The following is a 25254-nucleotide window of genomic DNA, read 5'->3' as shown; positions in this document are numbered from 1 at the left end:
AGCCACGTACATGAATGACGGGCGGCAGAACAGTCGTAACGGGATTCTTTCCCTGACCATCAAGGACAAGGCCGTCCTGTATTCCGCCTATATGCCTTTTCTGGCCGACGGCGGCCTGTTCGTGCCCACCAACAAGCCGTATTCCCTCGGCGATGAAGTCTTCATGCTGCTGACACTGATGGAAGAGCCGGAAAAGATACCGATCGCGGGCAGGGTGGTATGGGTTACGCCACGCGGTGCGCAGGGTAATCGCACGGCGGGCATCGGCGTGCAGTTCAGTGACCAGGACGCCGCGGCGAACGCCAAGATCGAGAACTACCTGGCGGGGTCGCTCAATTCCGACCGTCCCACCCACACCATGTGAATGCTTGAAGTAAAGTCTCGGGGCTGGGGGTAACTATCTGTTTTTATTATTGTATTGCAGAAATAAAAGTGGGTCCCAAAAGGGACCCAAGAAGACCATTAGGAGTGAAACATAAAGGAATTTCTTCCTTCACAGAGCATTGGGTTTGCTCTCATGGCCACCAGGCTGAACTAGGGGACAGGTGGCCACATTCTTAGTATCAGCGCATTCGCGGTAATTTTCCACAGTTCCAGCTATCGTTTTTAGCACATTTCGAAATAACTAAAAAATTATTTATTACTAGCTAATTGGATTGTGGTCCGTTGGCACCCCTTTCCGTCGCCCGGGCAGCGCCCTGGGAATACCCCCCGCGGGAGTCGCCGCAGGCGGTCTTTCTGCGAGTTGAATCGACCCGTGCTTTGTGGCAGAATCTGCGCCCTTGCGCCACTTCTGTTTGTGACTTTTTGGCAGGATATAGCTCTGAAATTTCAATAGCTTATCTGGAAAAAGCTCGAGCGATTTCGAGACACTTCAGAAAGGGCAGTTTGCAATGCGGAAGTGGCGAAATTGGTAGACGCGCTGGATTTAGGTTCCAGTGCCGCTAGGCGTGAGAGTTCGAGTCTCTCCTTCCGCACCAGATTCCAACACCGATGGCGGTGGCCGTACAGCCTCATGAGCACAGGGTGCCGTCACATAACCTGGATATTTACGAGGAATGACCATGCAGGTTTCCATTGAGACGACTTCAGGACTGGAGCGTCGACTGACCGTGGGCGTACCCGCGATCCGCATCGACAGCGAGGTTGACGAGCGCCTGAAAAAGGCGGCCAAAAATGTCCGCCTTCCCGGTTTCCGCCCCGGCAAGGTGCCGATGAAGGTAATGCGCCAGCGCTTTGGCGCCGGTGTGCGCCAGGAAGTGGTGGGCGAAGTGATGAGCCAGTCATTCCAGGAAGCGGTTGTCCAGGAAAAACTGCGCCCCGCCGGCCAGCCCAGCATCGAGCCGCGATCGCTGGATGAAGGCAAGGACCTCGAGTACATCGCGACGTTTGAAGTCTTCCCGGAAGTCGAACCGGCTGAGATGAAGGGTTTCGATATCGAGAAACCGGTCGCCGACGTCACCGATGCGGATATCGACAACATCATCGAAGTATTCCGCAAGCAGCAGGGCGTCCTGACCGACGTCGAGCGTGCCGCCGCTGAAGGCGATACCGTGAACATCGACTACAAGGGCGTGCGCGACGGCGAAGCCTTCGAGGGCGGCAGTGCGGAAGGCGCGACCCTGGAACTCGGCTCCGGTCGTATGATTCCGGGCTTCGAGGACGGTATCGTCGGCATGAGCGCGGGCGAGGAGAAGGTCCTGTCCCTGAGCTTCCCCGAGGACTACCACGCCGAGGAACTCAAAGGTGCGGCCGTGGAGTTCACCGTCAAGCTGAATTCCGTCAAGGAACTGGTTCCGGCCGAACTGGACGAGGAACTGTTCAAGAAATATGGCGTGACCGACGGTGGTCTCGAGCAGTTCCGCAAGGAAGTGGGCGAGAACATGGCCCGCGAGCTCAAGAACGCCGTGGAGAACAAGGTCAAGCAGCAGGTAATGGACGCAGTCCTGGCGGCCCACAGTGCGGTCGAGCTGCCGAAGGCACTGATTGCCCAGGAAATCGACGCCCTGCGCCGGCAGATGGTGCAGCAGTTTGGCGGCGCCGCCAGCCAGATGCCCGACCTCCGCTCCCTGCTGCCCGACGACATGTTCGCGGAGAATGCCGAGAGCCGTGTGCGCCTGGGCCTGGTGCTGTCGGAGCTGGTTGGCAAGTTCGAGATCAAGGCGGACGCCGAGCGCGTGAAAGCCACCATCGAGGACCTGGCTTCCACTTACGAGCAGCCGGAAGAGGTTATCAACTGGTATTACTCCAACCGCGAGCAGCTGGCATCGATCGAATCCAAGGTTCTTGAGGATTTGGTGGTTGAAAAATTGCTTGAGGGTGCGAATATTGTAGAGAAGGAGTGCAGCTACCAGGAGGCCATCGCGCCGGCCCAGCAGGACGAGGGCTGATCTGTACCCACACTCCGTGGCCGGCAGTTCCTGTCGGCCCAACCCAACTCATGCCATAAGGGACAGCATCTATGCCATTTCAGCCAGACGGGCGTAATTCCAATGCCATCAACAATCTCGGCCTCATTCCCATGGTGGTCGAGCAGACCTCCCGCGGCGAGCGCTCCTACGACATCTACTCGCGCCTGTTGAAAGAGCGTGTGATCTTTTGTGTCGGCCCGGTTGAAGACCACATGGCCAACCTGATCGTTGCCCAGTTGCTGTTCCTCGAATCCGAGAACCCGGACAAGGACATCCACCTGTACATCAACTCCCCGGGTGGTAGCGTCACCGCCGGCCTGTCCATTTACGACACCATGCAGTTTATCAAGCCGGATGTCAGCACCATGTGTATCGGCCAGGCCGCCTCCATGGGCGCCTTCCTGCTCAGTGGTGGAGCCAAGGGCAAGCGCTTCTGTGTACCCAATGCCCGGACCATGATCCACCAGCCCTCCGGCGGCGCCCAGGGGCAGGCCACGGATATCGAAATCCACGCCCGCGAAATCCTGATCATCCGCAAGAAGCTCAACGAGTTGATGGCGGAACACACAGGCCAGCCGATCGAGGTCATCGAGCGCGATACCGAGCGCGACCGCTTCATGAACGCCGAGGAAAGCAAGGCCTATGGCTTGATCGACGAGGTCGTGAGCAAAAGGGGAAGTGCCACACAGTAGGGTGATATTAAGTGCTTTTCAGCCCTGCCGGGCTTGCAAAACACGGTAAAAAACATCATCTTTGACCCTGAGTCAAAGATGAATCAGATATTTTGGTGTAGGGCAGCTTGATGAGTGACCAATCCAGTAAATCCGGAGACGATGGCGGCAAGTTGCTGTACTGCTCTTTCTGCGGAAAGAGCCAGCACGAAGTACGCAAGCTGATCGCCGGGCCTTCGGTCTTCATTTGCGACGAGTGTGTCGATCTCTGTAACGACATCATTCGCGAAGAGGTTCAGGAGACTGCAGGCGAGGGCAACAAGGACAAGCTGCCGGTACCCCAGGAAATCAAGGAAATCCTCGACGAGTACGTCATCGGCCAGCAGCGCGCCAAGAAAGTGCTGTCGGTCGCTGTGTACAACCACTACAAGCGGCTCCGCCACGGGCAGGGCCGCGGTGACGACGTAGAGCTGGGCAAGAGCAACATCCTGCTGGTCGGTCCTACCGGTTCCGGCAAGACCCTGCTCGCCGAGACGCTCGCGCGCCTGCTCGATGTGCCGTTCACCATCGCCGACGCCACCACCCTCACCGAGGCGGGGTACGTTGGTGAGGACGTCGAGAACATCATCCAGAAGTTGCTGCAGAAGTGTGATTACGATGTCGAGAAGGCCCAGATGGGTATCGTCTATATCGACGAGATCGACAAAATTTCACGCAAGTCGGACAACCCCTCGATCACCCGCGACGTGTCCGGTGAAGGGGTGCAGCAGGCACTGTTGAAGCTGATCGAGGGCACCGTGGCCTCGGTTCCGCCCCAGGGCGGTCGCAAGCATCCCCAGCAGGAGTTCCTGCAGGTGGACACGTCCAACATCCTGTTCATTTGCGGCGGCGCCTTTGCCGGCCTCGACAAGGTCATCCGCAACCGCTCTGAAAAGGGCGGAATCGGCTTCAACGCCGAAGTCAAAAGCAAGGATGAAAAGCGCAATACCGGCGAACTGTTGATGGACCTCGAGCCCGAGGACCTGGTGCAGTATGGCCTGATTCCCGAGTTCGTTGGCCGCCTGCCGGTCATCGCAACCCTGGAAGAACTGGACATCGACGCCCTGGTGCAGATCCTCACCGAGCCCAAGAACTCCCTGACCAAGCAGTACAGCAAGCTGTTCGAAATGGAAGGGGTGGAAGTGGACTTCCGCGAGGACGGGCTGCGCGCGGTGGCCGAGAAAGCCATGGAGCGCAAGACCGGCGCCCGCGGCCTGCGTTCCATCCTCGAGGGCGTACTGCTCGATTCCATGTACAACATTCCCTCGCGGAATGATGTCAGCAAGGTCGTGATAGACGAGTCGGTCATCCGCGGGGATTCCGAGCCGCTGCTGGTGTACCAGAACCACGAGCCCGCCGCTCGCGCCGCTTCGACCGACGATTAACCGGGCGTTCGGGCTCGCCCCGAACGTCGCACCCGGCCTTATCTTTCCTGGCCAGTGGTGCTTGCAATTCCGGTTGTCGACCCCATATCCGGAGTGCAACACCCAGTTTTGCCTAATCCGGAGATTGCTATGGGTTCACCCTCTGCCAACGCGCTTCCCCTCCTGCCACTACGCGACGTGGTGGTCTACCCGCATATGGTGCTGCCATTGTTCGTGGGCCGGGAGAAATCCATCGAAGCCCTCGAACATGCCATGTCGAACGACAAGCAGGTTCTGCTGGTTGCCCAGCGCAACGCCGCCGACGACAACCCCGGTGCCGACGACATCTACCAGGTCGGTACGGTGTCCAACATCCTGCAGCTGCTGAAACTCCCCGATGGCACCATCAAGGTGCTGGTGGAGGGCGGCTATCGCGCGGTGATCAGCAGTGTCGATGATGACGGCCCCTTCGCCGTCGCCGAGGTGCGGGAAATCGAGGGTGAGCTGATTCCCGAGAGCGAAGCGGAAGCCCTGCTGCGCTCCACCAATACCCAGTTCGAGAAATACGTCAACCTGAGCAAGAAAGTCCCCGCCGAGGTACTGACGTCCCTGACCGGCATCGACGAACCCGGCCGGCTGGCTGACACCATTGCCGCGCACATGAGCGTGGACCTCGCGGAGAAACAGCGCATCCTGGAAATCGCCGGTGTTCGCGATCGCCTCGACCACCTGATGGGCCTGATGGAAGCCGAAATCGACCTGTTCCAGGTGGAAAAGCGCATCCGCGGCCGGGTCAAGAAGCAGATGGAGAAGAGCCAGCGCGAGTACTACCTCAACGAGCAGATGAAGGCTATCCAGAAAGAGCTGGGTGAGATGGACGAGGCGCCCAATGAACTGGACGAACTGCAGTCCCGCATCGACAACGCCAATATGCCCGCCGAAGCAAAGCAGAAGGCCGAGGCCGAACTGTCCAAGCTCAAGATGATGTCGCCGATGTCCGCCGAGGCCTCGGTGGTGCGCAGCTACATCGACTGGATGGTCAGCGTACCCTGGGCGAAACGCAGCAAGGTCAAGCACGACCTGCGTCGCGCGGCCCAGATCCTCGAAGAAGACCACTACGGACTCGAGGAGGTCAAGGACCGGATCCTGGAATACCTCGCGGTGCAGAAGCGCGTGCGCAAGGTGAAGGGGCCGGTACTGTGCCTGGTCGGTCCGCCTGGCGTCGGCAAGACCTCCCTCGGTGAGTCCGTGGCCCGCGCCACCAACCGCAAGTTCGTGCGCATGGCCCTCGGCGGCGTGCGCGACGAGGCGGAAATCCGCGGCCACCGCCGCACCTATATCGGCTCCATGCCCGGCAAACTGCTGCAGAAAATGGCCAAGGCCGGTGTGCGCAACCCGCTGTTCCTGCTCGATGAAATCGACAAGATGGGCATGGACCATCGCGGCGACCCGGCGTCGGCGATGCTGGAAGTGCTGGACCCGGAACAGAACCACGCGTTTAACGATCACTACCTCGAAGTGGATTACGACCTGTCCGACGTGATGTTCGTGTGCACCTCGAACACCATGAACATTCCCGGGCCGCTGCTCGACCGTATGGAAGTGATCAGGATTCCCGGTTATACCGAGGACGAGAAGCTCAATATCGCCGAGCGCTACCTGATTCCCAAGCAGATCAAGCTCAATGGCCTGAAGAAAAATGAGATCGTGTTCTCGCCGGAGACGGTGATCGACGTGATTCGCTACTACACCCGCGAAGCGGGCGTGCGCGCCCTCGAGCGCGAAATCGCCAAGGTCTGCCGCAAGATGGTCAAGGCCATCACCATCGGTGAAGCGCAAAGTGGCACCGAAGTCACGGCGGCCATGCTGCCCGACCTGCTGGGTGTGCGCAAATACAACTTCGGCATCGCCGAGGAGGAGAACAAGGTAGGGCAGGTTACCGGCCTGGCCTGGACCTCCGTCGGCGGCGAACTGCTGACCATCGAGGCAGTTGCGGTTGCGGGCAAGGGACGTTACGTGAAAACCGGATCCCTCGGCGATGTCATGCAGGAGTCGATCCAGGCGGCCACGACCGTTGTTCGCAGCCGTTCGCAATTGCTCGGGATTCCCGCCAATTACCACGAGAGTCACGACGTGCATATCCACGTGCCCGAAGGCGCTACGCCCAAGGACGGCCCCAGTGCGGGTATCGCCATGTGTACGGCACTGGTCTCGGTACTGACCAAGATACCCGTGCGCGCGGATGTCGCGATGACCGGTGAGATCACGCTGCGCGGTGAAGTACTGCCCATCGGCGGTCTCAAAGAAAAACTGCTGGCGGCGCGACGCGGTGGCATCAAGACCGTGATTATTCCGAAAGAGAATGAGCGGGACCTCAAGGAAATTCCGGAAAATATAAAAAAGAATCTGAACATCCGGGCCGTCAAGTGGATCGACGAAGTGCTGTCGATTGCGCTTGAAACTGCACCTGAACCGCTCAGTGACGAGGATTATCTCGCCAGTAGCGTAACGGCGTCGAAAGAGCCCTCAGAGGAAGAAAAAAACCGGATTAATACGCATTGATGGAAGGCTTCTTTGTTGACGGGCCTTCCTCCTCTGTTATAGAGTCGTCCGTCAGCCACAGGTGCCCAAAACCGCGGCGTTACTGGGCTTTCAGCCCGCGCCGGATCGACTAAAAAATGGGGCACCTCCGGAATTTTGCCCGTACCGGGTGATTACAGTAACTGTCCTGCAGACCAACCTTCCAAGGGGATAAGTGTGAACAAAACTGAATTGATTGACGCCATTGCCGCAGCCGCCGACCTGCCCAAAGCTTCTGCCAGTCGCGCGCTGGACGCAGTGGTTGACAGCATCACTGATGCACTGAAAAAAGGTGACCAGGTTTCCCTGGTCGGTTTCGGCACTTTTTCGGTAAAACACCGCGCTGCGCGCACCGGCCGCAACCCGCAGACCGGCGCCAGCATCGAAATTGCAGCATCCAATGTTCCCGGTTTCAAAGCGGGTAAAGCGCTGAAGGATGCGGTTAACCCCTAAGCGTTGCCGGCTGGCGCTGCGCACTGCAAAACAGTTGTAGGCGAGACGCAAGCAAAAACGCAAAAACGAAAAGGCGCACTTTGCAGGGTGCGCTTTTTTTTTACAGCGCACCTTTGTATCACGTTAGAGAACAACTTCCATGCTTCAGGATATTCGCAAGAGTACCCAGGGTACCACCGCCAAAATCATCATCGGTCTGATCGTTGTCGCCTTCGCCTTCTGGGGCGTCGAGACGCTTCTGTTTGGTGGTTCCGATAACTCGGTTGCCAAGGTGAACGGAGAAAAAATCTCTCCCGCCGAATTGCAGCAATCGGTAAATATCGAACAGCGCAGGCTGATCGCGGCGATGGGAGATAATTTCGACCCGGCCATGCTCGAGGACCAGGCGCTCTCGCAGCGGGCCATGCAGGGCATCATAGCGCGCAGGCTGCTGCTTCAGTCGGCGCAGGATATGGGCCTGCAGATTTCCGACGCCCAGGTCGGCGCGGTGATCGGCAGCATGGAACAGTTCCAGGTTGACGGGCAGTTTTCTGAACAGATGTACCGCGCGCTGCTCTCAGAGTCCGGCTATTCGCCGGCCTCGTTCAAGCAGTCCATGGTTGATGACATGCTGGTGAACCAGGCGCGTACCGGCCTGGCCGGCAGCGAATTTGCCACTCCCGATGAACTGGCCCTGGCGGCGGCAATCGTCGAGGAGCAACGTGACCTGCGTTATATGACCCTGCCGCTTGACCGTTTCCGTGTCGAAGCTGCCGACGTCGCGGAGAGCGACGTCGAAGCTTTCTACCAGGCCAACCAGGAATCCTTCCGCTCACCCGAATCCGTGGTGGTGGACTATATCGAATTGAGGGACAGCGATTTCGCCCAGCCGGTTTCCGAGGAGCAGATCCAGGCAGCCTATAACGAGGAGATTTCGCACGGTGAGTACCAGGCCCAGAACCGGGTGTCCCATATTCTCCTGAGCCAGCAGAGCGGCGAATCCGATAGCGATTACCAGCAGCGTATTGCCAGCGTGCGGGGCGCGCTGGACGCGGGCGAGTCATTTGCCGATGTCGCCAGTGAATACTCGGATGATATTGGCTCTGCCATGAACGGCGGCGACCTGGGTTTCACCAGCGGCGACGTTTTCCCCGAGCCGATGGAAGAGGCCATTGCGGCCCTCGCGGTCGGCGAAGTTTCCGGCCCGGTGGTCACCGACGCCGGTACCCATTTTATCCGCGTGACCGAACACCAGGCCGGCGAACCTCCCAGCCTCGAGGAACTGCGCCCTGCACTGCAGGAGCGTCTCAGCCTGCTGGAGGCCGATGCTGAACTGCTCGGCGTTGTCGAAAGCCTCAAGGACCTGACGTTCAATGCGGAAAGCCTCGAGATGCCGGCGAAGGAACTGGGCCTGGAAATCAAGCGCAGCGATGCCATTGTGCGCAACCAGGCCGATGGGCTGTTCGCCAGTGCCGCGCTGCTCGACGCAGCGTTTTCGGAAGAAGTTCTCGATGGTGGCATGAACAGCGATGTTATCGAGGTAGGGCAGGGGCACTGGGTAGTCATGCATGCCCGCCAGCACAACAAGCCGGAAATCCTTCCCCTCGCTGACGTGCGTGAACAGATCGTCGCCAGCATCAACGAGCAGAACGCCGAGGCCGCAGTTCGAGCTGCTGCACAGGCAGCGGTAGCTGCGCTCCGCTCAGGCGAATCCGTGGAGGATTTCGCCAAGGGCAATGACTTCGAATGGCAGGTCGAAATCGGCGTGACCCGCCGCAGTAATACCATGCCGGCAGACCTGGCCCTCGACGCTTTCCGGCTGCAACCGCCAGCTGAAGGCGAATCTGCCGTGGACTTCGTGGCCTCCCGCTCCGGTGATTACTACGTGTATCAACTCACCCGGGTTACCCCCGGATCTGCCCAGGGCCTGCCCGAGGCAGACAAGACCGGGCTGCGGCGCCTGGTCAGTGGTGAATTCGGCCAGCTGGTGGACAGCGAGTACCGCCAGGGCCTGCGCGCAAACGCCGACATCGAAGTAATGTAATTTTCCTGTTGAGGTCCCCATGGCACGTCAGATCCTTACTCTCAACCAGATTTCCGTGCGCGGCCTCGAGCGCCTGCCGCGGGAAACCTACGAAATAGCCAGCGAGTTTGCCCATCCGGACGCCATCCTGCTGCGCAGCCACAAACTGGCGCCGGAGGACATTCCGGATTCCGTGCTCGCGGTCGGGCGCGCTGGCGCCGGGGTGAACAACATTCCCGTCGACGCCTGCAGCAAGCGCGGTATTCCGGTGTTCAACAGCCCCGGGGCCAATGCCAATGCGGTCAAGGAACTGGTGGCGGCGGGCCTGTTGCTGGGATCACGCGGCATCCTGGAGGGCGTTCGCTACGTCGATACGCTGGCCGGTATGCAGGACATGGGTGAGATGCACCGCACCCTCGAAGCGCAGAAGAAACAGTTCAAGGGCAGCGAGCTGGTGGGCAAGACCCTCGGCGTCGTCGGCCTCGGTGCGATTGGCTCACTGGTGGCCGAGATGGCCCTGACCATGGGCATGGACGTCGTTGGTTTCGACCCGGCACTGTCGGTTGAGGCCGCCTGGCGACTTTCCAGCCAGGTGCGCCGCGCCGAGACCCTGTCCGCGCTGTTCGCCCGCTGCGACTACATCAGTTTGCACCTGCCGGTACTGGACAGCACCCGCGGCCTTATCAACGCCGAGTTGTTCGCCGCGCTGAAACCGGGCGCCTGCCTGCTTAACTTCGCGCGCCAGGAGATTGTCGACGAACCTTCACTGGTGGATGCTCTCAACGGTGATCGCCTGCGCCGCTATATCGCCGACTTCCCGTCGCCCGCGCTTATCGGCCGCGATGACGTCATCCTCATGCCGCATATCGGCGCGAGTACCGATGAAGCCGAGGACAATTGCGCCATTATGGCCGCCGACCAGCTGCGGGATTTCCTCGAGAACGGCAATATCCGCAACTCGGTCAATTTCCCGACCCTGGTGCTGGAGCGGGTAAGCGGCTGTCGCCTGTCCGTCACCAACGAAAACGTGCCGAAGATCCTCGGCAGCGTGCTGTCGATCCTGGCCAACGAGAACATCAACGTCATCGACATGCTGAACAAGAGCCGCGACGAGATCGCCTATAATCTGATTGATATCGAAGGCGACGTCACCGAGTCCGTGCTCGACACCATGCGCGCCCTGAACGGGGTAATCAATGTGCGCCTGATCGGGAATTGCGCCTGAGAGGGGCCAAAACCCGGAGGGGGAAGCGATGGCGGACCCACTGGAGCAGATAGAACAGCAGATGCAGCGCAAGCGGGATTTCGACAGCCCGCCGCTGCACCTGTGGCACCCTGAATTGTCCGGCGATATCGATATCCAGATCGCCGCGGACGGTAGCTGGTACCACGAGGGTACCGCCATAGAGCGCGAATCCCTGCGCAACCTGTTCGCCAGCATCCTGCGGCGCGAGGAGGATGGCGAGTACTACCTGGTGACGCCGGTGGAAAAGTGGCGCATCCAGGTTCAATTGCACCCGCTGCTGGTCACCGACGTCAGTTCCCGGGATGGATACCTGCAGGCCACCCTGAACACTGGTAAAACGGTGACCATTTCCCCTGACCATCCGCTGCAGCCGGAACCCAGCCTGGAGGGTGTGGCCGTCCTGTCGCTCTGGCACGGGCTCACCGCGCTGTTCAGTCGCAGCGCCTGGTACCGACTGGTGGAACTGGCGGATGAGGACAACCGCGTGCACAGCGGCGACTACAGCTACAGCCTGGCCTGAACCGGGCACATCGCAAAAGTGACAGACAGAAAAAAGGCGGGGAGTTCCCCGCCTTTTTTGCTCGTGCTTTTTACATTACATGTTCGGGTAGTTGGGCCCGCCAAAGCCTTCCGGGGTTACCCAGACAATGTTCTGCGAAGGGTCCTTGATATCGCAGGTCTTGCAGTGCACACAGTTCTGGCCATTGATCTGGAAACGCTTGCCGTTTTCGTCCTCGACTACCTCGTAGACGCCCGCCGGGCAGTAGCGCTGCGCCGGTTCCGCCCACTTGGGATAGTTGACCTCCATCGGCACGCTGGGGTCCTTGAGGGTCAGGTGGCAGGGCTGGTCTTCCTCGTGGTTGGTATTCGACAGGAATACCGATGACAGGCGGTCGAAACTGATCTTGTTGTCCGGCTTGGGATAGGTGATCTGCTTGCTGTCGCTGGCGGGTTTGAGGGCCGCGTAGTCCGGTTTGGTGTCGTGCACGGTAAAGGGCAGTTTGCCGCGGAAGATGTTCTGGTCGATCCACACCAGCGCGGAGCCGATCAGGAAACCGAACTTGTGCATGAAACCGGAGAAGTTGCGGGTGCTGTAGAGTTCCTCGTGCAGCCAGGAGTTCTCCACCTTGCTGGCATAGCTGGCCAGGTCGGCGGGGCGTGAATCACCCTGGCCGATCGCCTCGACCACCGCTTCCGCCGCGAGCATGCCGCTCTTCATGGCAGTGTGGTTGCCCTTGATCTTGACCGAGTTCAGGGTGCCGGCGTCACAGCCGATCAACAGGCCGCCGGGGAAGTGCATTTTCGGCAGGGAGTTGAAGCCGCCCTTGGTGATGGCCCGCGCGCCGTAGGCAATACGGGTGGCGCCTTCGAGATACTTGCTGACGGTGGGGTGGTGCTTCCAACGCTGGAATTCCTCGTAGGGGCTGAGGTAGGGGTTGTCGTAGCTCAGGTCGGTGATCAGGCCCAGGTATACCTGGTTGTTTTCCGCGTGGTAGAGGAAACCGCCGCCGGTGGCGCCATTTTCGGACAGCGGCCAGCCGAGGCCGTGTTCGACGCGGCCTTCTTCATGCTTCGCCGGGTCGATTTCCCAGATTTCCTTGATGCCGATGCCGTAGTGCTGGGCATCCTTGCCGTCGGCGAGGCCGAATTTCTCGATCAGCTGCTTGCCGAGGTGACCGCGGCAGCCCTCGGCGAACAGGGTGTACTTGGCGTGCAGTTCCATGCCGGGCATGTAGCTGTCCTTGTGCTCGCCCTCTGCGCTGATACCCATGTCGCCGGTGGCGATACCCTTGACCGAGCCGTCCTCGTGGAACAGCACTTCCGCGGCGGCGAAGCCGGGGTAGACCTCCACGCCCAGGCCTTCGGCCTGTTCCGCCAGCCAGCGGCAGACGTTGCCCATGGAGACGATGTAATTGCCTTCGTTATGGGTGGGCTTGGGGATCATGAAGTTGGGCAGGGTGATGGCACCGGTGGCGCTGGTATAGAGGTAGAAGGTGTCGCCGGTGACCCTGGTGTTCAGGGGCGCGCCCTGCTCCTGCCACTGGGGGAAGAGTTCGTTGAGGGCGCGCGGTTCGAGCACTGCACCGGACAGGATATGCGCGCCGACCTCGGAACCTTTTTCCACGACGCAGACAGTGATTTCCTGTTCCTTCTCCTGGGCCAGTTGCATGATGCGGCAGGCGGCGGACAAACCGGCGGGGCCTGCGCCGACAACGACCACATCGAATTCCATTGATTCACGTTCCACAGCGATATCCTCTTCTTGTTGCCTGGGGCAGGGGGCGGGCGGGACACTGTCCCCAAAGGGGCGCAAGTATATAATTTTGAAAGATAAAAAACTATAATAGCGGGCCTGTATAGCACCCTGAAACTGTCTGTTGGGGTCAATTTTGCTGGGCGAAACCGCTATTGACCCCGGCGGGCAGAATCGGCAAGATACCCCGCCGAACTACTCGTCCCGGCGCAAACACCGCTCCGGCACCGCCAATCCACCCTGAATAATCGAATGGAGAATCCATGAAGGTTCTTGTTGCCGTTAAGCGCGTCGTTGACTACAACGTCAAGGTCCGCGCCAAAGCCGATGGTAGCGACGTTGACCTGAACAACGTCAAGATGGCCATCAACCCCTTCTGTGAAATTGCTGTCGAAGAGGCCGTACGCCTCAAGGAAAAAGGCGTAGCCAGCGAAGTGGTTGTCGTTTCCGTTGGCAGCAAGGCCTGCCAGGAACAGATCCGCACCGCACTGGCGCTGGGCGCCGACCGCGGCATCCAGGTCGAAGTCGAAGGCAACGTCGAGCCGCTGGTGATTGCCAAGCTGCTCAAGGGCGTGGTCGAGAAAGAGCAGCCGCAGCTGGTCATCCTCGGCAAGCAGTCCATCGACGGCGACAACAACCAGACCGGCCAGATGCTGGGCGCACTGACCGGCATGGGCCAGGGCACCTTCGCCTCCGAAGTGGTTGTCGACGGCGATAAAGTCAACGTGACCCGTGAAGTCGACGGCGGTCTGCAAACTGTTGCACTGACCCTGCCGGCAATCGTCACCACCGACCTGCGCCTCAACGAGCCGCGCTACGCGTCGCTGCCGAACATCATGAAGGCCAAGAAAAAGCCCCTGGACGTGTTCACCCCCGCCGACCTCAGCGTGGAAGTGAAGTCCCACCTGACCCTGCTCAAGGTCGAGCCGCCGGCCGAGCGCCAGGCGGGCATCAAGGTGGCTGACGTGGATCAGCTGGTCGACAAACTGAAAAACGAAGCGAAGGTAATCTGATGAGCACTCTGGTAATTGCAGAACACGACAACAGCGCCCTGTCCGGCGCGACCCTGAACGCCGTCACTGCAGCCCAGGCCATGGGTGCAGGCATCGATATCCTCGTTGCCGGCGCCGGTTGTGACAGCGTGGCGCAAGCCGCCGCGGCCATCCCCGGCATCGGCAAGGTGCTGGTCGCCGACAACGCCGCCTACGCCCACCAGCTGGCAGAGAACACCAGCCAGCTGATCGCCGAAGTCGGCGCTGCCTACGACAACCTCGTCGCCCCGGCCACCACCACCGCGAAAAACACCATGCCGCGCGTCGCCGCGCTGCTGGACGTCGCCCAGATCTCCGACATCATCGGTGTCGAGTCCGCGGACACCTTCAAGCGCCCGATCTACGCCGGTAACGTCATCGCTACCGTGCAGACCGCCGACGCCAAGAAAGTCATCACCGTGCGCACCACCGGTTTCGACGCAGCCCCCGCCGAAGGCGGCTCAGCCACTATCGAAGCGGTCGCTGCCGTCCACGACGCTGGCATCTCCAGCTTCGTCGGTGAAGAGCTGGCCAAGTCCGACCGTCCCGAACTGACCGCCGCCCCGGTGGTCATCTCCGGCGGCCGCGGCATGCAGAACGGCGACAACTTCAAGCTGCTGGACGGCATTGCCGACAAACTGGGCGCCGCGATCGGCGCATCCCGTGCGGCTGTCGACGCGGGCTTCGTCCCCAACGACATGCAGGTCGGCCAGACCGGCAAGATCGTCGCCCCGGACCTGTACATCGCCGTCGGTATCTCCGGTGCGATCCAGCACCTGGCGGGCATGAAGGACTCCAAGGTGATCGTCGCGATCAACAAGGACGAAGACGCCCCGATCTTCCAGGTTGCCGACTACGGCCTGGTTGCAGACCTGTTCGACGCGCTGCCGGAGCTTGAGTCCAAGCTGTAAGCTTTTCGCACAATTCTCAAAAGAGCCGGCCTAATGCCGGCTTTTTTGTTTTCCGGGCTTGGTGAATTCGAGCTTTGGGAGTACTTGGGTCGGCCTGTATACGTGAAGGCGCCGCCCGAAAAACGCAAAAGCGCCATCCATGGCAGCTCGGCTTCCCGGAGCGCCGGTCGGGCCCTCCATGGCCTCAGACGTTTTCGTGCGGCGCCTTCACGCATACAGTCCTAACTCAGTGGAGATTCCAGCTGTGGCAGTTTCGAGCTTCAGGATTGGCACGGTGCGAGGGGAGACAAGCAGTAGTTGCTCCCCGGGGCGTCCGAGGACATGGATGTCCGAGGCCGAGCCTGCACATGGATGTGCGCTTTTTGGCGGTCCCGGGGAGCAACTACTGCTTGTCTCCCCGGTTTCCGAAGCACCAGGGGAACGACTACCGAATTAATCCCGCCGCAACCGATCCGAAATCGCAATCGGAGTAGGGTAGTTCAGCACCACGATATACGACGACGCCAGCAGCGTCACAATCGTAGTCGCCTGGATCAGGATCGAGGCCTGTTCCGAGATCAACGCTGCGCCAGCGGCGACATAGGCTATCAACAGGGCGAATTCAGAACCCTGGCCCAGCCGGAACCCCAGGTCCCAGGCGAGGATGCGCTTCTCGCTGACCCCCTTGAGCAGGAAGCGGAACGCCGTCGGTTTAACGGTCAGTACGAGCACCGACAGCACCAGCACCGGCAGCCAGATATCCCCCAACAGGCGCAGGTCGAAGCGCGCGCCGACCGCGAAGAAGAAGAGGATCAGGAAGAAGTCGCGCAGGGGTTTAAGGTTGACCGCGATGTACTGGGAGATCGGGCTGGTGGCGATGGTGATACCGGCGATAAACGCGCCGATTTCCTCCGAGAGGCCGATCGCCGCAGCGGTTTCAGCCAGCCCCAGGCACCAGCCGATGGCGAGCAGGAAAATGTACTCGTGGAAGCGGTCGAAACGGGCGAGCAGGGGGAGCATGACAAACTTCACTACCAGCCAGGCGCCGCCCACCATCAGCGGCAGGCCGAGGAAGGAGATGGCGAGTTGCCGGCCCATGCCGCCGGTTTCGTTGGCGGACACGCCGAACAGGACGATCAATACGGTGATGGCCAGCAGGTCCTGCAGCAGCAGGAGACCGATCATCAGTTCGCCGATGTGGCGGTGGTGCAGCACAGTGGTCGGCAGCAGCTTGATGCCGATGATGGTGGAGGAAAACATCATGGCCGCGCCGATCACCAGCGCGTCGGTCGTGCTGAAACCGAACAGGATGGCGACGCCGGCGCCCATCAGGAAGAACAGCCCCGAGCTGAGCAGGGCGACCACGGTGGATTTTTTCAGCGTGGAAATCAGCGCCTGCGGCTGCATGTCGAGGCCGAGCAGGAACAGCAGGAAGATTATGCCGATATGGCCGATGTCTGCCAGCAACTGGGTGCTGGTGACCAGCGACATGCCGTAGGGGCCGAGGCAGGCACCCAGCGCGATGTACGCGATGATCAGCGGTTGCCGGGTTGCCAGCGCCAGTGAGGCGAACACGGCGGCGCCGGAGAAGATCAGGAAAAAAGAATAGGTTATCGAGCCATCCACAACGAAAAACTCCCTCGTGAAGAGGGAGTGTAATCAAGTGGCACCGGCATTGGAATCAGGCGCGGCGACGGAACAGCGGCAGGGGCTGGTCGATGGAGGCCTGGTAGTACTCGCTGAAATCCCGGAGGCTCTCCAGGGCGTCTTCCAGTTGCGATTCGTCGTCCATCTGGAAGGCGTTGAAGCCGCAGCGGCCGAGGTAGGTCAACTGGTCGCGGATGAAGGCGCCGACTGCGCGCAGTTCGCCGGTATAGCCGCGCTGGCGCAGTTCGCGGCCGTAGGAGAAGCCGCGGCCATCGGTAAATGTGGGAAAGTTCACCAGCACCAGGGGCAGTTCATCGATATGTGCCAACAGGGGCTCGAGGGTTTCGCCCGGCTCGAGTACCACCGCCCGGGAGGCGCGATCGCTGCATTCCAGCCAGGTTTCGAGGTCGAGGACCTCGAGTTTGTCATCGTCCTCGACGATGGCGCCGTCGCGAATCAACTTAGGCATAAACGCGCTCCTTGAAGGGGTCGATACCCACCCGGCGGTAGGTGTCGAGGAAAGTTTCTTCATCCTGTCGCAGGTCGACGAAGGTGTGGATCAGTTTTTCGACGACATCGGCCATATCTTCCTGGCTGAAGGAGGGGCCGAGGATCTTGCCGAGGGATGCGTCGCGGCCCTGGTGGCCTCCGAGGCTGATCTGGTAGAACTCCTGGCCTTTCTTGTCCACGCCGAGAATGCCGATGTGCCCCACGTGGTGGTGGCCACAGGCGTTCATGCAGCCGCTGATGTTGAGGTCCAGCGGGCCGAGGTCGTAGACGTAGTCGAGGTCGTCAAAGCGGTTCTGGATGGCCTCGGCCACCGGGATCGACTTGGCGTTGGCCAGCGAGCAGTAATCGCCGCCCGGGCAGCAGATCATGTCTGTCAGGTAGCCGATGGTCGGGGTGGCCATGCCGGCTTTCTGCAGGGCCTGCCACAGTTCGTAGAGTTCGTCCTGGCGGACATCGGCCAGCACCATGTTCTGTTCATGGGTGTTGCGCACCTCGCCGAAGGAGAAACGGTCAGCCAGGTCGGCGACCAGCTCCAGCTGGCGGTCGGTGATGTCGCCGGGCGGGTAGCCGGTGACTTTCAGGGAAACGTTGACGATGCGGTAGCCGGCAACCCGGTGTTCCACGGTGTTGCGCTTCACCCAGTTGGCGAAGATCGCGTCTTCGACACACTGGGCCTGCAGCGCAGCGGCGCTCGCGGCAGCGTCGCCCGTGGCGTAGTCCGGCGCGGTGAAGTAGCTTTTGGCGCGGGCAATTTCCGCATCGGTCAGGGTCGTCGGGCCGTCCTTGAGGGCTACCCACTCCTTTTCCACCGCCTCGCGGAAGGCGTCCACGCCCATGGCTTTAACCAGGATCTTGATGCGGGCCTTGAACTTGTTGTCGCGGCGGCCGTGCTGGTTATAGACACGCAGGATCGCTTCCAGGTAGCTCAGCAGGTGTTCCTTTTCGAGGAAGGGGCAGATTTCCTCGCCGATGATCGGGGTGCGGCCGAGACCGCCGCCCACCAGTACGCGGAAACCGGTGTCACCGCTGGCGTTGTGCAGCACTTCCAGGCCGATATCGTGGACGTGGATGGCGGCGCGGTCTTCCTGGCTGGCGCACACCGCGATCTTGAATTTCCGCGGCAGGAAGGCGAATTCCGGGTGCAGGGTCGACCACTGGCGAATCAGCTCGCACCAGGGGCGCGGGTCTTCCAGTTCATCGGCAGCCACGCCGGCGTACTGGTCGGTGGTGGTATTGCGGATACAGTTGCCGGAGGTCTGGATGGCGTGCATTTGTACGGTGGCCAGTTCCGCGAGGATTTCCGGCACGTCCTCCAGTTCCGGCCAGTTGAACTGGAAGTTCTGGCGGGTACTGACGTGGACATAACCCTTGTCGAACTTGCGCGAGAGCTCCGCCACCTTGCGCAGCTGGCGGCTGCTCAGCAGGCCGTAGGGCACCGCGACCCGCAGCATGGGCGCCAGGCGCTGGATATACAGGCCGTTCTGCAGGCGCAGGGGAAGGAACTGCTCGTCAGTGATCTTGCCGTCGAGGTAACGTGCGGTCTGGTCGCGAAACTGCGCGACGCGCTCGTTCACGATCTGCTGGTCGTACTGGTCGTAGATGTACATCGATTATTCCTGTCGCTTCCAAACCCCGGCCGCAGGCCGCGGGAGCGCTACCTTACCAGAAATGGCCCGCGCGTAAATAGTGAGTTTATTCATAAGGTTAGAACCAGAAATTAGGAGCGATTTTGGCACTTGGGCCGGGCGCTTCTATGGGTATAATGTGGGCGTCATCCACCCCGACGCACAGGAGAGAGTGCCATGAGCGAAGAACATACCAATAAAGACGCCGGCGATGGAGCTGCAGACGCGATTGCGGCCACCGCCATTATTTCCATCATCGTGCTGACCATGTATCTCTGGCTCTCCGGCATGCCTACCTGAGGTTATCCCTTACCCCGGCGCGGGAGGTCTTACCTGCCCGCGCTGCTCAACACCAGTTGCACCACCGTGTAAATCGTCACTACGAACAGAATCCCGAAAATGATACCCGCGGCAATGAACGTGCCCGCGCGTCCCTGTTCAAAATCCCGCTTGCGGTTCTTGCTGCTCTGTACGCCGAACATCGCCGCGAATACGCTGCCGACGACCTGTAGCGGGTTGAGTCCGCGTTTTTTCGGCGTTTCGTCCTGCTGTTCACTCATTGCCAGTGGCTCCTTCAGGCCAGGTTAGGCCGCAGCCAGCGCTCGGCTTCTTCGATGGACATGCCCTTGCGTGCGGCGACACTCTCGAGCTGGTCGCGGCCGATCTTGCCTACGGCGAAATAGCGTGCCTCGGGGTGGGAATAGTAGAAACCGCTGACCGAAGACGCCGGGGTCATGGCGAAATTGTCCGACAACTCGATGCCGCTGTTGGCGGTGGCATCTAGCAGGCGGAACAGCGTGGCTTTTTCCGTGTGGTCGGGGCAGGCCGGGTAGCCGGGCGCCGGACGGATTCCGCGATAGCGCTCGCGAATCAGGTCCTCGTTCGCCAGTGACTCTTCCGGTGCATACCCCCACAGTTCGGTGCGCACCAGCCGGTGCATGTATTCCGCGAAGGATTCCGCGAGGCGATCGGCCAGGGCCCGTAGCAGGATGCTGTTGTAGTCGTCGTGCTGTGCGTGGTACTGCGCAACGCGCTCGTCAACGCCGTGGCCGGTGGTGACACAGAAGCCGCCCACATAGTCCTCGACACCGCTGCCCGCCGGGGCGACATAGTCCGCCAGGCAGAGGTTGGGTTTGCCGTCGGCTTTTTCGGTCTGCTGGCGCAGGTGGTGCAGCACTGCCAGTTCGCTATTGCGAGATTCGTCGGCGAAAAGCTGGATGTCATCGCTGCCGAGCCGCTGGGCGGGCCAGAAACCGATTACCGCGCGGGCGGTCAGCCACTTTTCCTCGACGATGCGCTTGAGCATGGCCTGGGCATCGTTGAACAGGTCCGTGGCCTGGACGCCCACTTTGTCGTCACTGAGGATGTTGGGGTACTTGCCCGCCAGTTCCCAGGTGATGAAGAAGGGTGTCCAGTCGATGGTTTCCACGAGTTTTTCCAGCGGGAAATCATCGAACACGCGAATGCCGGTAAAGGCAGGGCGGGGCGGCTGGTAGTTCGCCCAGTCGAATTCCGGCGCCCGGGCGACGGCTTCGCTGTAGGCAAGCTGTTTCGCCTTCGGCTCGCGCTTGGCGATCCGCTCGCGCACCTCCTCGTACTGCTCGCGGCGCTGGGCAACGAACACGGCCTTGTTGTTCCCCATCAACTGGGTCGCCACCGACACGCTGCGCGAGGCATCCGGCACGTAGGCGGTGATGTCGTTCTGGTACTGCGGTTCGATTTTCACCGCGGTGTGGGCGTTGGAGGTGGTCGCCCCGCCGATCAGCAGGGGCACCTCGAAGCCGATGCGCTGCATTTCGGCGGCCACGTGCACCATCTCGTCGAGCGAGGGCGTGATCAGGCCGGAGAGGCCGATGATGTCGACCTGTTCTTCCTTCGCCACGCGCAGGATTTCCTCGCAGGGCACCATGACCCCGAGGTCGATGACCTCGAAGTTGTTGCACTGCAGCACCACCCCGACAATGTTCTTGCCGATGTCGTGCACGTCGCCCTTGACCGTGGCGAGCAGGATCTTGCCGTTGCTGCGCGAGCCCGCGGATTTGCCGGCCTCGATATAGGGCTGCAGGTGGGCCACCGCCTGTTTCATCACGCGGGCGCTCTTGACCACCTGGGGCAGGAACATCTTGCCCTCGCTGAACAGGTCGCCGACCACGTTCATGCCGTCCATCAGCGGCCCCTCGATCACCTCGATCGGCTGCTCGAACTGGTGCCGGGCTTCTTCCGCATCGTCGATGATATAGGTGTTGATGCCCTTCACCAGTGCGTATTCGAGGCGCTTGGCCACATCCTGCTCGCGCCAGGACAGATCTTCCGTGCGGCCTTCGCCGGCACCGCTGTCGCGGAAGGATTCCGCCAGTTCCAGCAGGCGCTCGGTGCCGTCCTCGCGGCGGTTCAGGATGACGTCCTCGACCGCGTCGCGCAGTTGCGGCGGCAGTTCGTCGTAGACCGCCAGCTGGCCGGCGTTGACGATGCCCATGTCCATGCCGGCGCGGATCGCGTGGTAGAGGAAGACCGAGTGGATCGCCTCGCGCACCGCGTTGTTGCCGCGGAAGGAAAAGGACACGTTGGACACGCCACCGGAGACCAGCGCCCCGGGCAGGTGCTGCTTGATGTAATCCGTCGCCTGGATGAAATCCACCGCGTAGTTGTTGTGTTCCTCGATACCGGTGGCCACGGCGAAGATGTTCGGGTCGAAGATGATGTCCTGCGGATTGAAACCGAGTTCGCCCACCAGCAGGTCATAGCTGCGCTTGCAGATCTGCTGGCGGCGTTCGAGGTTATCCGCCTGGCCGTTTTCGTCGAAGGCCATGACTACCACCGCGGCGCCGTAGCGCTGGCACAGGCGCGCCTGCTCGAGAAATTCCTCCTCTCCCGCTTTCAGGCTGATCGAGTTGACCACCGGTTTGCCGGGAATGCACTGCAGCCCCGCTTCGATTACCTCCCACTTGGAGGAGTCGACCATCACCGGTACCCGGGAAATATCCGGCTCCGAGGCCACCAGATTGAGGAAGGTAACCATGGCCTTTTTGGCATCGAGCATGCCTTCGTCCATGTTCACGTCGATAATCTGGGCGCCGTCCTCGACCTGGGTACGTGCCACGTTCAGCGCCGTGTCGTAATCATCGTTCAGGATCAGCCGCTTGAAGGCGGCAGAGCCGGTAATGTTGCAGCGTTCGCCGACATTCACGAACAAGCTGTCCGCCGTGATGTTGAGCGGTTCCAGGCCCGCCAGCCGGCACGCAGCCTGTGGCTCGGGCAGGGGGCGCGGCGGCACGCCCTCGACCGCCTGGGCGATCGCGCGGATGTGCTCGGGCGTGGTGCCGCAGCAGCCGCCAGCGAGGTTGAGGAAGCCGCGGCTGGCGAATTCGCGGAAATCCTCGTGCATGATTTCCGGGGTTTCATCGAACTCGCCAAAGGCATTGGGCAATCCCGCATTGAGGTGGGCGCTGAAATAGCAGGGTGCCACGCTGGCCAGTTCCTCGAGGAAAGGACGGATTTCCTTGTAGCGCCGCCCGCAGTTGCTGCCGACAATCAGCGGCCTGGCGTGGGCGATGGCATTGTAGAAAGCCTCGGGGTTCTGCCCTGACAGCACCCGGCCGCTGACGTCCGGGAAGGTCACTGAAATCATGATCGGCAATTCGCGCCCAATCTGCTCGAAAGCCTCCTTCACCGCAAAAATCGCCGCCTTGGCGTTCAGGGTATCGAAGATCGTTTCGATCATGATCAGGTCCGCGCCGCCCTCGACCAGCGCCAGCGTCGCCTCGAGATAGGACTTGCGCAGGCGCTCGAAGGTGATGCTGCGCGCGCCCGGATCGTTGACTTCCGGTGAAATCGACGCGGTCTTCGGGGTGGGGCCGAGGACCCCGGCGACGAAGCGCGGCTTGTCCGGCGTCTGTGCAGACACCTCGTCGGCGATCCTGCGCGCAATGCGCGCCGAGGCCAGGTTGAGTTCGTAGGCGAGTTCGCCCAGCCGGTAATCCTCCTGGCCGATGGAGGTCGCGTTGAAACTGTTGGTCTCGATCATGTCCGCGCCGGCTTCCAGGTAGGCGCGGTGGATATCCTCGACCACCTCGGGGCGGGTCAGGCAGAGTATGTCGTTGTTGCCCTTGAGGTCGACCGCGTGCGCCGCGAAGCGCTCACCGCGGTAGTCGGCCTCGACCAGGCCAACTTTCTGGATCATGGTCCCGGTGGCACCATCGATAACGAGGATGCGCTCCTGGAGGGCCTGTTCCAGTAATACTGCTGTGTCGCCTTGACTTGCCATGCTGGTTCCCGATTCAACGCGCCGCCGCAAGAAGGTCGCGGCCGCAAAAAGCCCGACATTTTAGCAGAATTGGCCCGTACTGTGTGTTTTGGCGTGCGTGACTTTTTAGTCTCATTAGATCTGTGGGTCCGGGGGAGAACTGGCGGAAGTCGATACCCACAAGCCATAGGGCCACTGTTCAGTTTGGAAATTGTACTGAAGGTAGAGTGTGGGCCAGCACATCCCCGCTGGAACCGTGTGGCGACAGGACGTCGCCACCCGAGCCTGCACAGGGACGTGCGCTTTTTGGCGTGTTCCAGCGGGGATGTGCTGGTTCACGCTCGACGTGCCGTAATGTGTCCAGGGGCTTGGCTACCGCATCTGGTTGCACGCTGAACTCGCACTTTCACCACCAGATTGGTAGAATACCCGAGTAATTTACTCGGATAGAAGATGTCATGATCACCATTACCGAATCCGCCCAGGACTACCTCGCCGAACTGCTGGCCAAGCAGGAAAACGTGCTCGGGGTACGGGTGTTCATCAACCAGCCGGGAACCCCGCGCGCCGAGACCTGCATCGCCTATTGCCGCGAGGGCGACACCAAGGAAGCCGACGAGACCCTGGAACTGGCGAAATTTACCGTGTGGATCGACCAGCGCTCCGTGCCCTTCCTCGAGGACGCGCTGGTGGACTACTCCAAGGACCGCATGGGCGGCCAGCTCACCATCAAGGCCCCGAACGCGAAGATGCCGCGGGTGGACGAGAACAGCCCCCTCGAGGATCGCGTCAATTACGTGCTGTACAACGAAGTGAACCCGGCGCTGGCGGCCCACGGCGGTGAGGTCAGCCTGGTGGAGATCACCGAGGACCTGTTCGCGGTGCTGCGCTTCGGCGGCGGTTGCCAGGGATGCGCGGCAGTGGACCAGACCCTGAAAGGGGGTGTGGAGAAAACTTTGCTGGAACAGCTGCCGCAGCTCGCCGGTGTGCGCGACCTTACCGACCACTCGGACACCTCACAGGCCTATTACTGACAGGCCGTCGCGGCCGGGGCGGGTGCAGGCCCGCGCTGGCGCCAATCGCTACCCCGCAAATGAAAAAGGCGCTTAACGCGCCTTTAAAACATCCTTCACCTTGTCGCGCAATTCGCGCAGGCAGGTCTCCGTTTCCTCCCAGCCGATGCAGCCGTCGGTGATCGACACACCGTACTGCAGGTCCGCCAGGTTTTCCGGAATGGGCTGGTTGCCGCCGTGCAGGTGGCTTTCGATCATCAGGCCGACAATGGACTTGTTGCCCTCGATGACCTGGTTGCCGACATTTTCCACGACCAGCGGTTGTAGCTCCGGCTGCTTGTTGGAGTTGGCGTGGGAGCAGTCCACCATGATGTTCTTCGCCAGCTTCGCCTTGTCCAGGGCCTCTTCGCAGAGCCGGATATGCAGCGAGTCGTAGTTCGGCCCGTTGCTGCCGCCGCGCAAGACGATATGACCGTAGGCGTTGCCGCGGGTGGTGAACACGGATACCTGGCCCTTGCTGTTGATGCCGAGGAAACGGTGCGGGCTCGACACGGAATGCAGGGCGTTAGTGGCCACGGTGAGGCCGCCGTCGGTTCCGTTCTTGAAGCCCACCGCGGAGGACAGGCCGCTGGCCATTTCCCGGTGGGTCTGGGATTCGGTGGTGCGCGCGCCGATCGCCGACCAGCTGATCAGGTCCTGCAGGTACTGCGGGGAAATCGGGTCGAGGGCTTCGGTGGCGGTGGGCAGGCCGAGGTCGAGGATATCGAGCAACAGCTGGCGACCGATGTGCAGGCCTTCCTCTATCTTGAACGAGTCGTCGAGGTAGGGATCGTTGACCAGGCCTTTCCAGCCCACGGTGGTGCGCGGCTTCTCGAAATACACCCGCATCACGATATACAGCGTATCGGAGAGTTCGTCCGCCAGCGCCCTGAGGCGGCGGGCGTATTCCATGGCCGCCCTGGTGTCGTGGATGGAACAGGGTCCCACCACAACGAACAGGCGGTGATCCTTGCGATCGAGGATGTCGCGGATCACGCGACGGCTTTCCGCCACGGTATTTTTTACCGATTCGCTCATCGGCAGCGCTGCCCACAATTCTTCCGGGGTAACCAGAATTCCCTGTGAGGCGACGTTCACGTCGTGGACTTCATTGTTGCTCATGGGCCTTACCTGATACATTAACTCGCGGCTCCGCAGCCCGTCCTGGCCGGGGAGGGCGCGCCATTCTATAGCAGCAGACAGGATTTGGGTAGGCGCCCCCCGGCAGGCGCGACG

Annotated in this window: 20 protein-coding genes and 1 tRNA gene; 14 read left to right on the top strand and 7 right to left on the bottom strand. The window is 61.0% G+C overall.

What is annotated here, in order from left to right; genetic code table 11:
• Positions 1–10 precede the first annotated feature (10 nt).
• The 10 genes from ACNKU3_RS06160 to ACNKU3_RS06115 all read left to right on the top strand — a co-directional run bounded on the left by ACNKU3_RS06160 (position 11) and on the right by ACNKU3_RS06115 (position 11286).
• Positions 11–364: a PilZ domain-containing protein gene (locus tag ACNKU3_RS06160; protein WP_418258540.1), complete on the top strand. Its 354-nt coding sequence runs from the start codon at positions 11–13 to the stop codon at positions 362–364.
• A 531-nt stretch (positions 365–895) separates the two neighbouring features.
• Positions 896–980, top strand: a tRNA-Leu gene (locus ACNKU3_RS06155).
• Positions 981–1064: 84 nt separating this feature from the next.
• Positions 1065–2390: a trigger factor gene (gene tig / locus ACNKU3_RS06150; protein WP_418258539.1), complete on the top strand. Its 1326-nt coding sequence runs from the start codon at positions 1065–1067 to the stop codon at positions 2388–2390.
• Between the two features lie 71 nt (positions 2391–2461).
• On the top strand, positions 2462–3103 hold the full coding sequence (gene clpP, locus ACNKU3_RS06145) for an ATP-dependent Clp endopeptidase proteolytic subunit ClpP (RefSeq protein WP_418258538.1): 642 nt from the start codon (positions 2462–2464) through the stop codon (positions 3101–3103).
• A gap of 110 nt (positions 3104–3213) precedes the next feature.
• The gene (gene clpX, locus ACNKU3_RS06140) at positions 3214–4506 is read left to right on the top strand and encodes an ATP-dependent Clp protease ATP-binding subunit ClpX (protein WP_418258537.1); all 1293 of its coding nucleotides are present in this window, start codon (positions 3214–3216) and stop codon (positions 4504–4506) included.
• 129 nt (positions 4507–4635) lie between these two features.
• A complete protein-coding gene (gene lon / locus ACNKU3_RS06135; RefSeq protein ID WP_418258536.1) occupies positions 4636–7047 on the top strand; it encodes an endopeptidase La in 2412 nt (803 codons plus the stop codon).
• 195 nt (positions 7048–7242) lie between these two features.
• On the top strand, positions 7243–7518 hold the full coding sequence (locus tag ACNKU3_RS06130; RefSeq protein WP_418258535.1) for an HU family DNA-binding protein: 276 nt from the start codon (positions 7243–7245) through the stop codon (positions 7516–7518).
• A 139-nt stretch (positions 7519–7657) separates the two neighbouring features.
• Positions 7658–9541, top strand: a complete 1884-nt coding sequence (locus tag ACNKU3_RS06125) for a SurA N-terminal domain-containing protein (RefSeq protein WP_418258534.1) — start codon at positions 7658–7660, stop codon at positions 9539–9541.
• Positions 9542–9560: 19 nt separating this feature from the next.
• Positions 9561–10745, top strand: a complete 1185-nt coding sequence (locus tag ACNKU3_RS06120) for a phosphoglycerate dehydrogenase (RefSeq protein ID WP_418258533.1) — start codon at positions 9561–9563, stop codon at positions 10743–10745.
• A 28-nt stretch (positions 10746–10773) separates the two neighbouring features.
• Complete coding sequence (locus ACNKU3_RS06115; RefSeq protein ID WP_418258532.1) at positions 10774–11286, top strand: DUF1285 domain-containing protein; 513 nt, start codon at positions 10774–10776, stop codon at positions 11284–11286.
• Positions 11287–11361: 75 nt separating this feature from the next.
• On the opposite strand, the gene ACNKU3_RS06110 is transcribed toward ACNKU3_RS06115, so the two are convergent.
• Positions 11362–13014: an electron transfer flavoprotein-ubiquinone oxidoreductase gene (locus ACNKU3_RS06110; RefSeq protein ID WP_418258531.1), complete on the bottom strand. Its 1653-nt coding sequence runs from the start codon at positions 13012–13014 to the stop codon at positions 11362–11364.
• Between the two features lie 269 nt (positions 13015–13283).
• Here ACNKU3_RS06110 and ACNKU3_RS06105 point away from each other — a divergent pair, with 269 nt between their 5' ends.
• Entirely contained in the window at positions 13284–14033 is a 750-nt protein-coding gene (locus ACNKU3_RS06105) for an electron transfer flavoprotein subunit beta/FixA family protein (protein ID WP_418258530.1), read from the top strand.
• Entirely contained in the window at positions 14033–14962 is a 930-nt protein-coding gene (locus ACNKU3_RS06100) for an electron transfer flavoprotein subunit alpha/FixB family protein (protein ID WP_418258529.1), read from the top strand. Before ACNKU3_RS06105 ends, ACNKU3_RS06100 begins: the two co-directional genes overlap by 1 nt.
• Positions 14963–15394: 432 nt before the next feature.
• Here ACNKU3_RS06100 and ACNKU3_RS06095 read toward each other — a convergent pair whose 3' ends face one another.
• Genes ACNKU3_RS06095 through ACNKU3_RS06085 form a run of 3 tightly spaced genes read right to left on the bottom strand, consistent with a single transcriptional unit; the run spans position 15395 to position 18705 of the window.
• Positions 15395–16567, bottom strand: a complete 1173-nt coding sequence (locus ACNKU3_RS06095; RefSeq protein ID WP_418258528.1) for a cation:proton antiporter — start codon at positions 16565–16567, stop codon at positions 15395–15397.
• A 55-nt stretch (positions 16568–16622) separates the two neighbouring features.
• A complete protein-coding gene (locus ACNKU3_RS06090) occupies positions 16623–17057 on the bottom strand; it encodes a DUF934 domain-containing protein (protein ID WP_418258527.1) in 435 nt (144 codons plus the stop codon).
• Positions 17050–18705, bottom strand: a complete 1656-nt coding sequence (locus ACNKU3_RS06085; protein WP_418258526.1) for a nitrite/sulfite reductase — start codon at positions 18703–18705, stop codon at positions 17050–17052. The genes ACNKU3_RS06090 and ACNKU3_RS06085 overlap by 8 nt, the downstream gene beginning before the upstream one ends.
• Positions 18706–18900: 195 nt before the next feature.
• Between ACNKU3_RS06085 and ACNKU3_RS06080 the strand changes: the two genes are divergently transcribed.
• Positions 18901–19023, top strand: a complete 123-nt coding sequence (locus ACNKU3_RS06080) for a methionine synthase (RefSeq protein ID WP_418258525.1) — start codon at positions 18901–18903, stop codon at positions 19021–19023.
• A gap of 29 nt (positions 19024–19052) precedes the next feature.
• Here ACNKU3_RS06080 and ACNKU3_RS06075 read toward each other — a convergent pair whose 3' ends face one another.
• Entirely contained in the window at positions 19053–19283 is a 231-nt protein-coding gene (locus tag ACNKU3_RS06075) for a DUF2970 domain-containing protein (protein ID WP_418258524.1), read from the bottom strand.
• Positions 19284–19297: 14 nt separating this feature from the next.
• Positions 19298–22987: a methionine synthase gene (gene metH / locus ACNKU3_RS06070; RefSeq protein ID WP_418258523.1), complete on the bottom strand. Its 3690-nt coding sequence runs from the start codon at positions 22985–22987 to the stop codon at positions 19298–19300.
• Between the two features lie 437 nt (positions 22988–23424).
• Here metH and nfuA point away from each other — a divergent pair, with 437 nt between their 5' ends.
• Positions 23425–24000 (top strand): Fe-S biogenesis protein NfuA, encoded by a 576-nt coding sequence (gene nfuA, locus ACNKU3_RS06065; RefSeq protein WP_418258522.1) that lies wholly within the window; start codon positions 23425–23427, stop codon positions 23998–24000.
• Between the two features lie 72 nt (positions 24001–24072).
• On the opposite strand, the gene ACNKU3_RS06060 is transcribed toward nfuA, so the two are convergent.
• Positions 24073–25140 (bottom strand): 3-deoxy-7-phosphoheptulonate synthase, encoded by a 1068-nt coding sequence (locus ACNKU3_RS06060; RefSeq protein ID WP_418258521.1) that lies wholly within the window; start codon positions 25138–25140, stop codon positions 24073–24075.
• Positions 25141–25254: the final 114 nt, after the last annotated feature.

The organism is Haliea sp. E17 (genome assembly GCF_048323675.1).
Lineage (GTDB): Bacteria > Pseudomonadota > Gammaproteobacteria > Pseudomonadales > Halieaceae > Mangrovimicrobium.
Note: the sequence above shows the minus strand (reverse complement) of the source record. Positions and strands in the feature narration are given on the sequence as shown.

Excerpts from the sequence above, each read along its gene's own strand:
- ACNKU3_RS06100 (WP_418258529.1), top strand. The coding sequence starts at position 14,033 with ATGAGCACTCTGGTAATTGCAGAACACGACAACAGCGCCCTGTCCGGC.
- lon (WP_418258536.1), top strand. The coding sequence starts at position 4,636 with ATGGGTTCACCCTCTGCCAACGCGCTTCCCCTCCTGCCACTACGCGAC.
- ACNKU3_RS06060 (WP_418258521.1), bottom strand. The coding sequence starts at position 25,140 with ATGAGCAACAATGAAGTCCACGACGTGAACGTCGCCTCACAGGGAATT.
- ACNKU3_RS06085 (WP_418258526.1), bottom strand. The coding sequence starts at position 18,705 with ATGTACATCTACGACCAGTACGACCAGCAGATCGTGAACGAGCGCGTC.
- clpP (WP_418258538.1), top strand. The coding sequence starts at position 2,462 with ATGCCATTTCAGCCAGACGGGCGTAATTCCAATGCCATCAACAATCTC.
- nfuA (WP_418258522.1), top strand. The coding sequence starts at position 23,425 with ATGATCACCATTACCGAATCCGCCCAGGACTACCTCGCCGAACTGCTG.
- ACNKU3_RS06120 (WP_418258533.1), top strand. The coding sequence starts at position 9,561 with ATGGCACGTCAGATCCTTACTCTCAACCAGATTTCCGTGCGCGGCCTC.
- ACNKU3_RS06115 (WP_418258532.1), top strand. The coding sequence starts at position 10,774 with ATGGCGGACCCACTGGAGCAGATAGAACAGCAGATGCAGCGCAAGCGG.
- ACNKU3_RS06160 (WP_418258540.1), top strand. The coding sequence starts at position 11 with ATGAATGACGGGCGGCAGAACAGTCGTAACGGGATTCTTTCCCTGACC.
- metH (WP_418258523.1), bottom strand. The coding sequence starts at position 22,987 with ATGGCAAGTCAAGGCGACACAGCAGTATTACTGGAACAGGCCCTCCAG.
- ACNKU3_RS06105 (WP_418258530.1), top strand. The coding sequence starts at position 13,284 with ATGAAGGTTCTTGTTGCCGTTAAGCGCGTCGTTGACTACAACGTCAAG.
- ACNKU3_RS06075 (WP_418258524.1), bottom strand. The coding sequence starts at position 19,283 with ATGAGTGAACAGCAGGACGAAACGCCGAAAAAACGCGGACTCAACCCG.
- ACNKU3_RS06125 (WP_418258534.1), top strand. The coding sequence starts at position 7,658 with ATGCTTCAGGATATTCGCAAGAGTACCCAGGGTACCACCGCCAAAATC.
- tig (WP_418258539.1), top strand. The coding sequence starts at position 1,065 with ATGCAGGTTTCCATTGAGACGACTTCAGGACTGGAGCGTCGACTGACC.
- clpX (WP_418258537.1), top strand. The coding sequence starts at position 3,214 with ATGAGTGACCAATCCAGTAAATCCGGAGACGATGGCGGCAAGTTGCTG.
- ACNKU3_RS06090 (WP_418258527.1), bottom strand. The coding sequence starts at position 17,057 with ATGCCTAAGTTGATTCGCGACGGCGCCATCGTCGAGGACGATGACAAA.
- ACNKU3_RS06080 (WP_418258525.1), top strand. The coding sequence starts at position 18,901 with ATGAGCGAAGAACATACCAATAAAGACGCCGGCGATGGAGCTGCAGAC.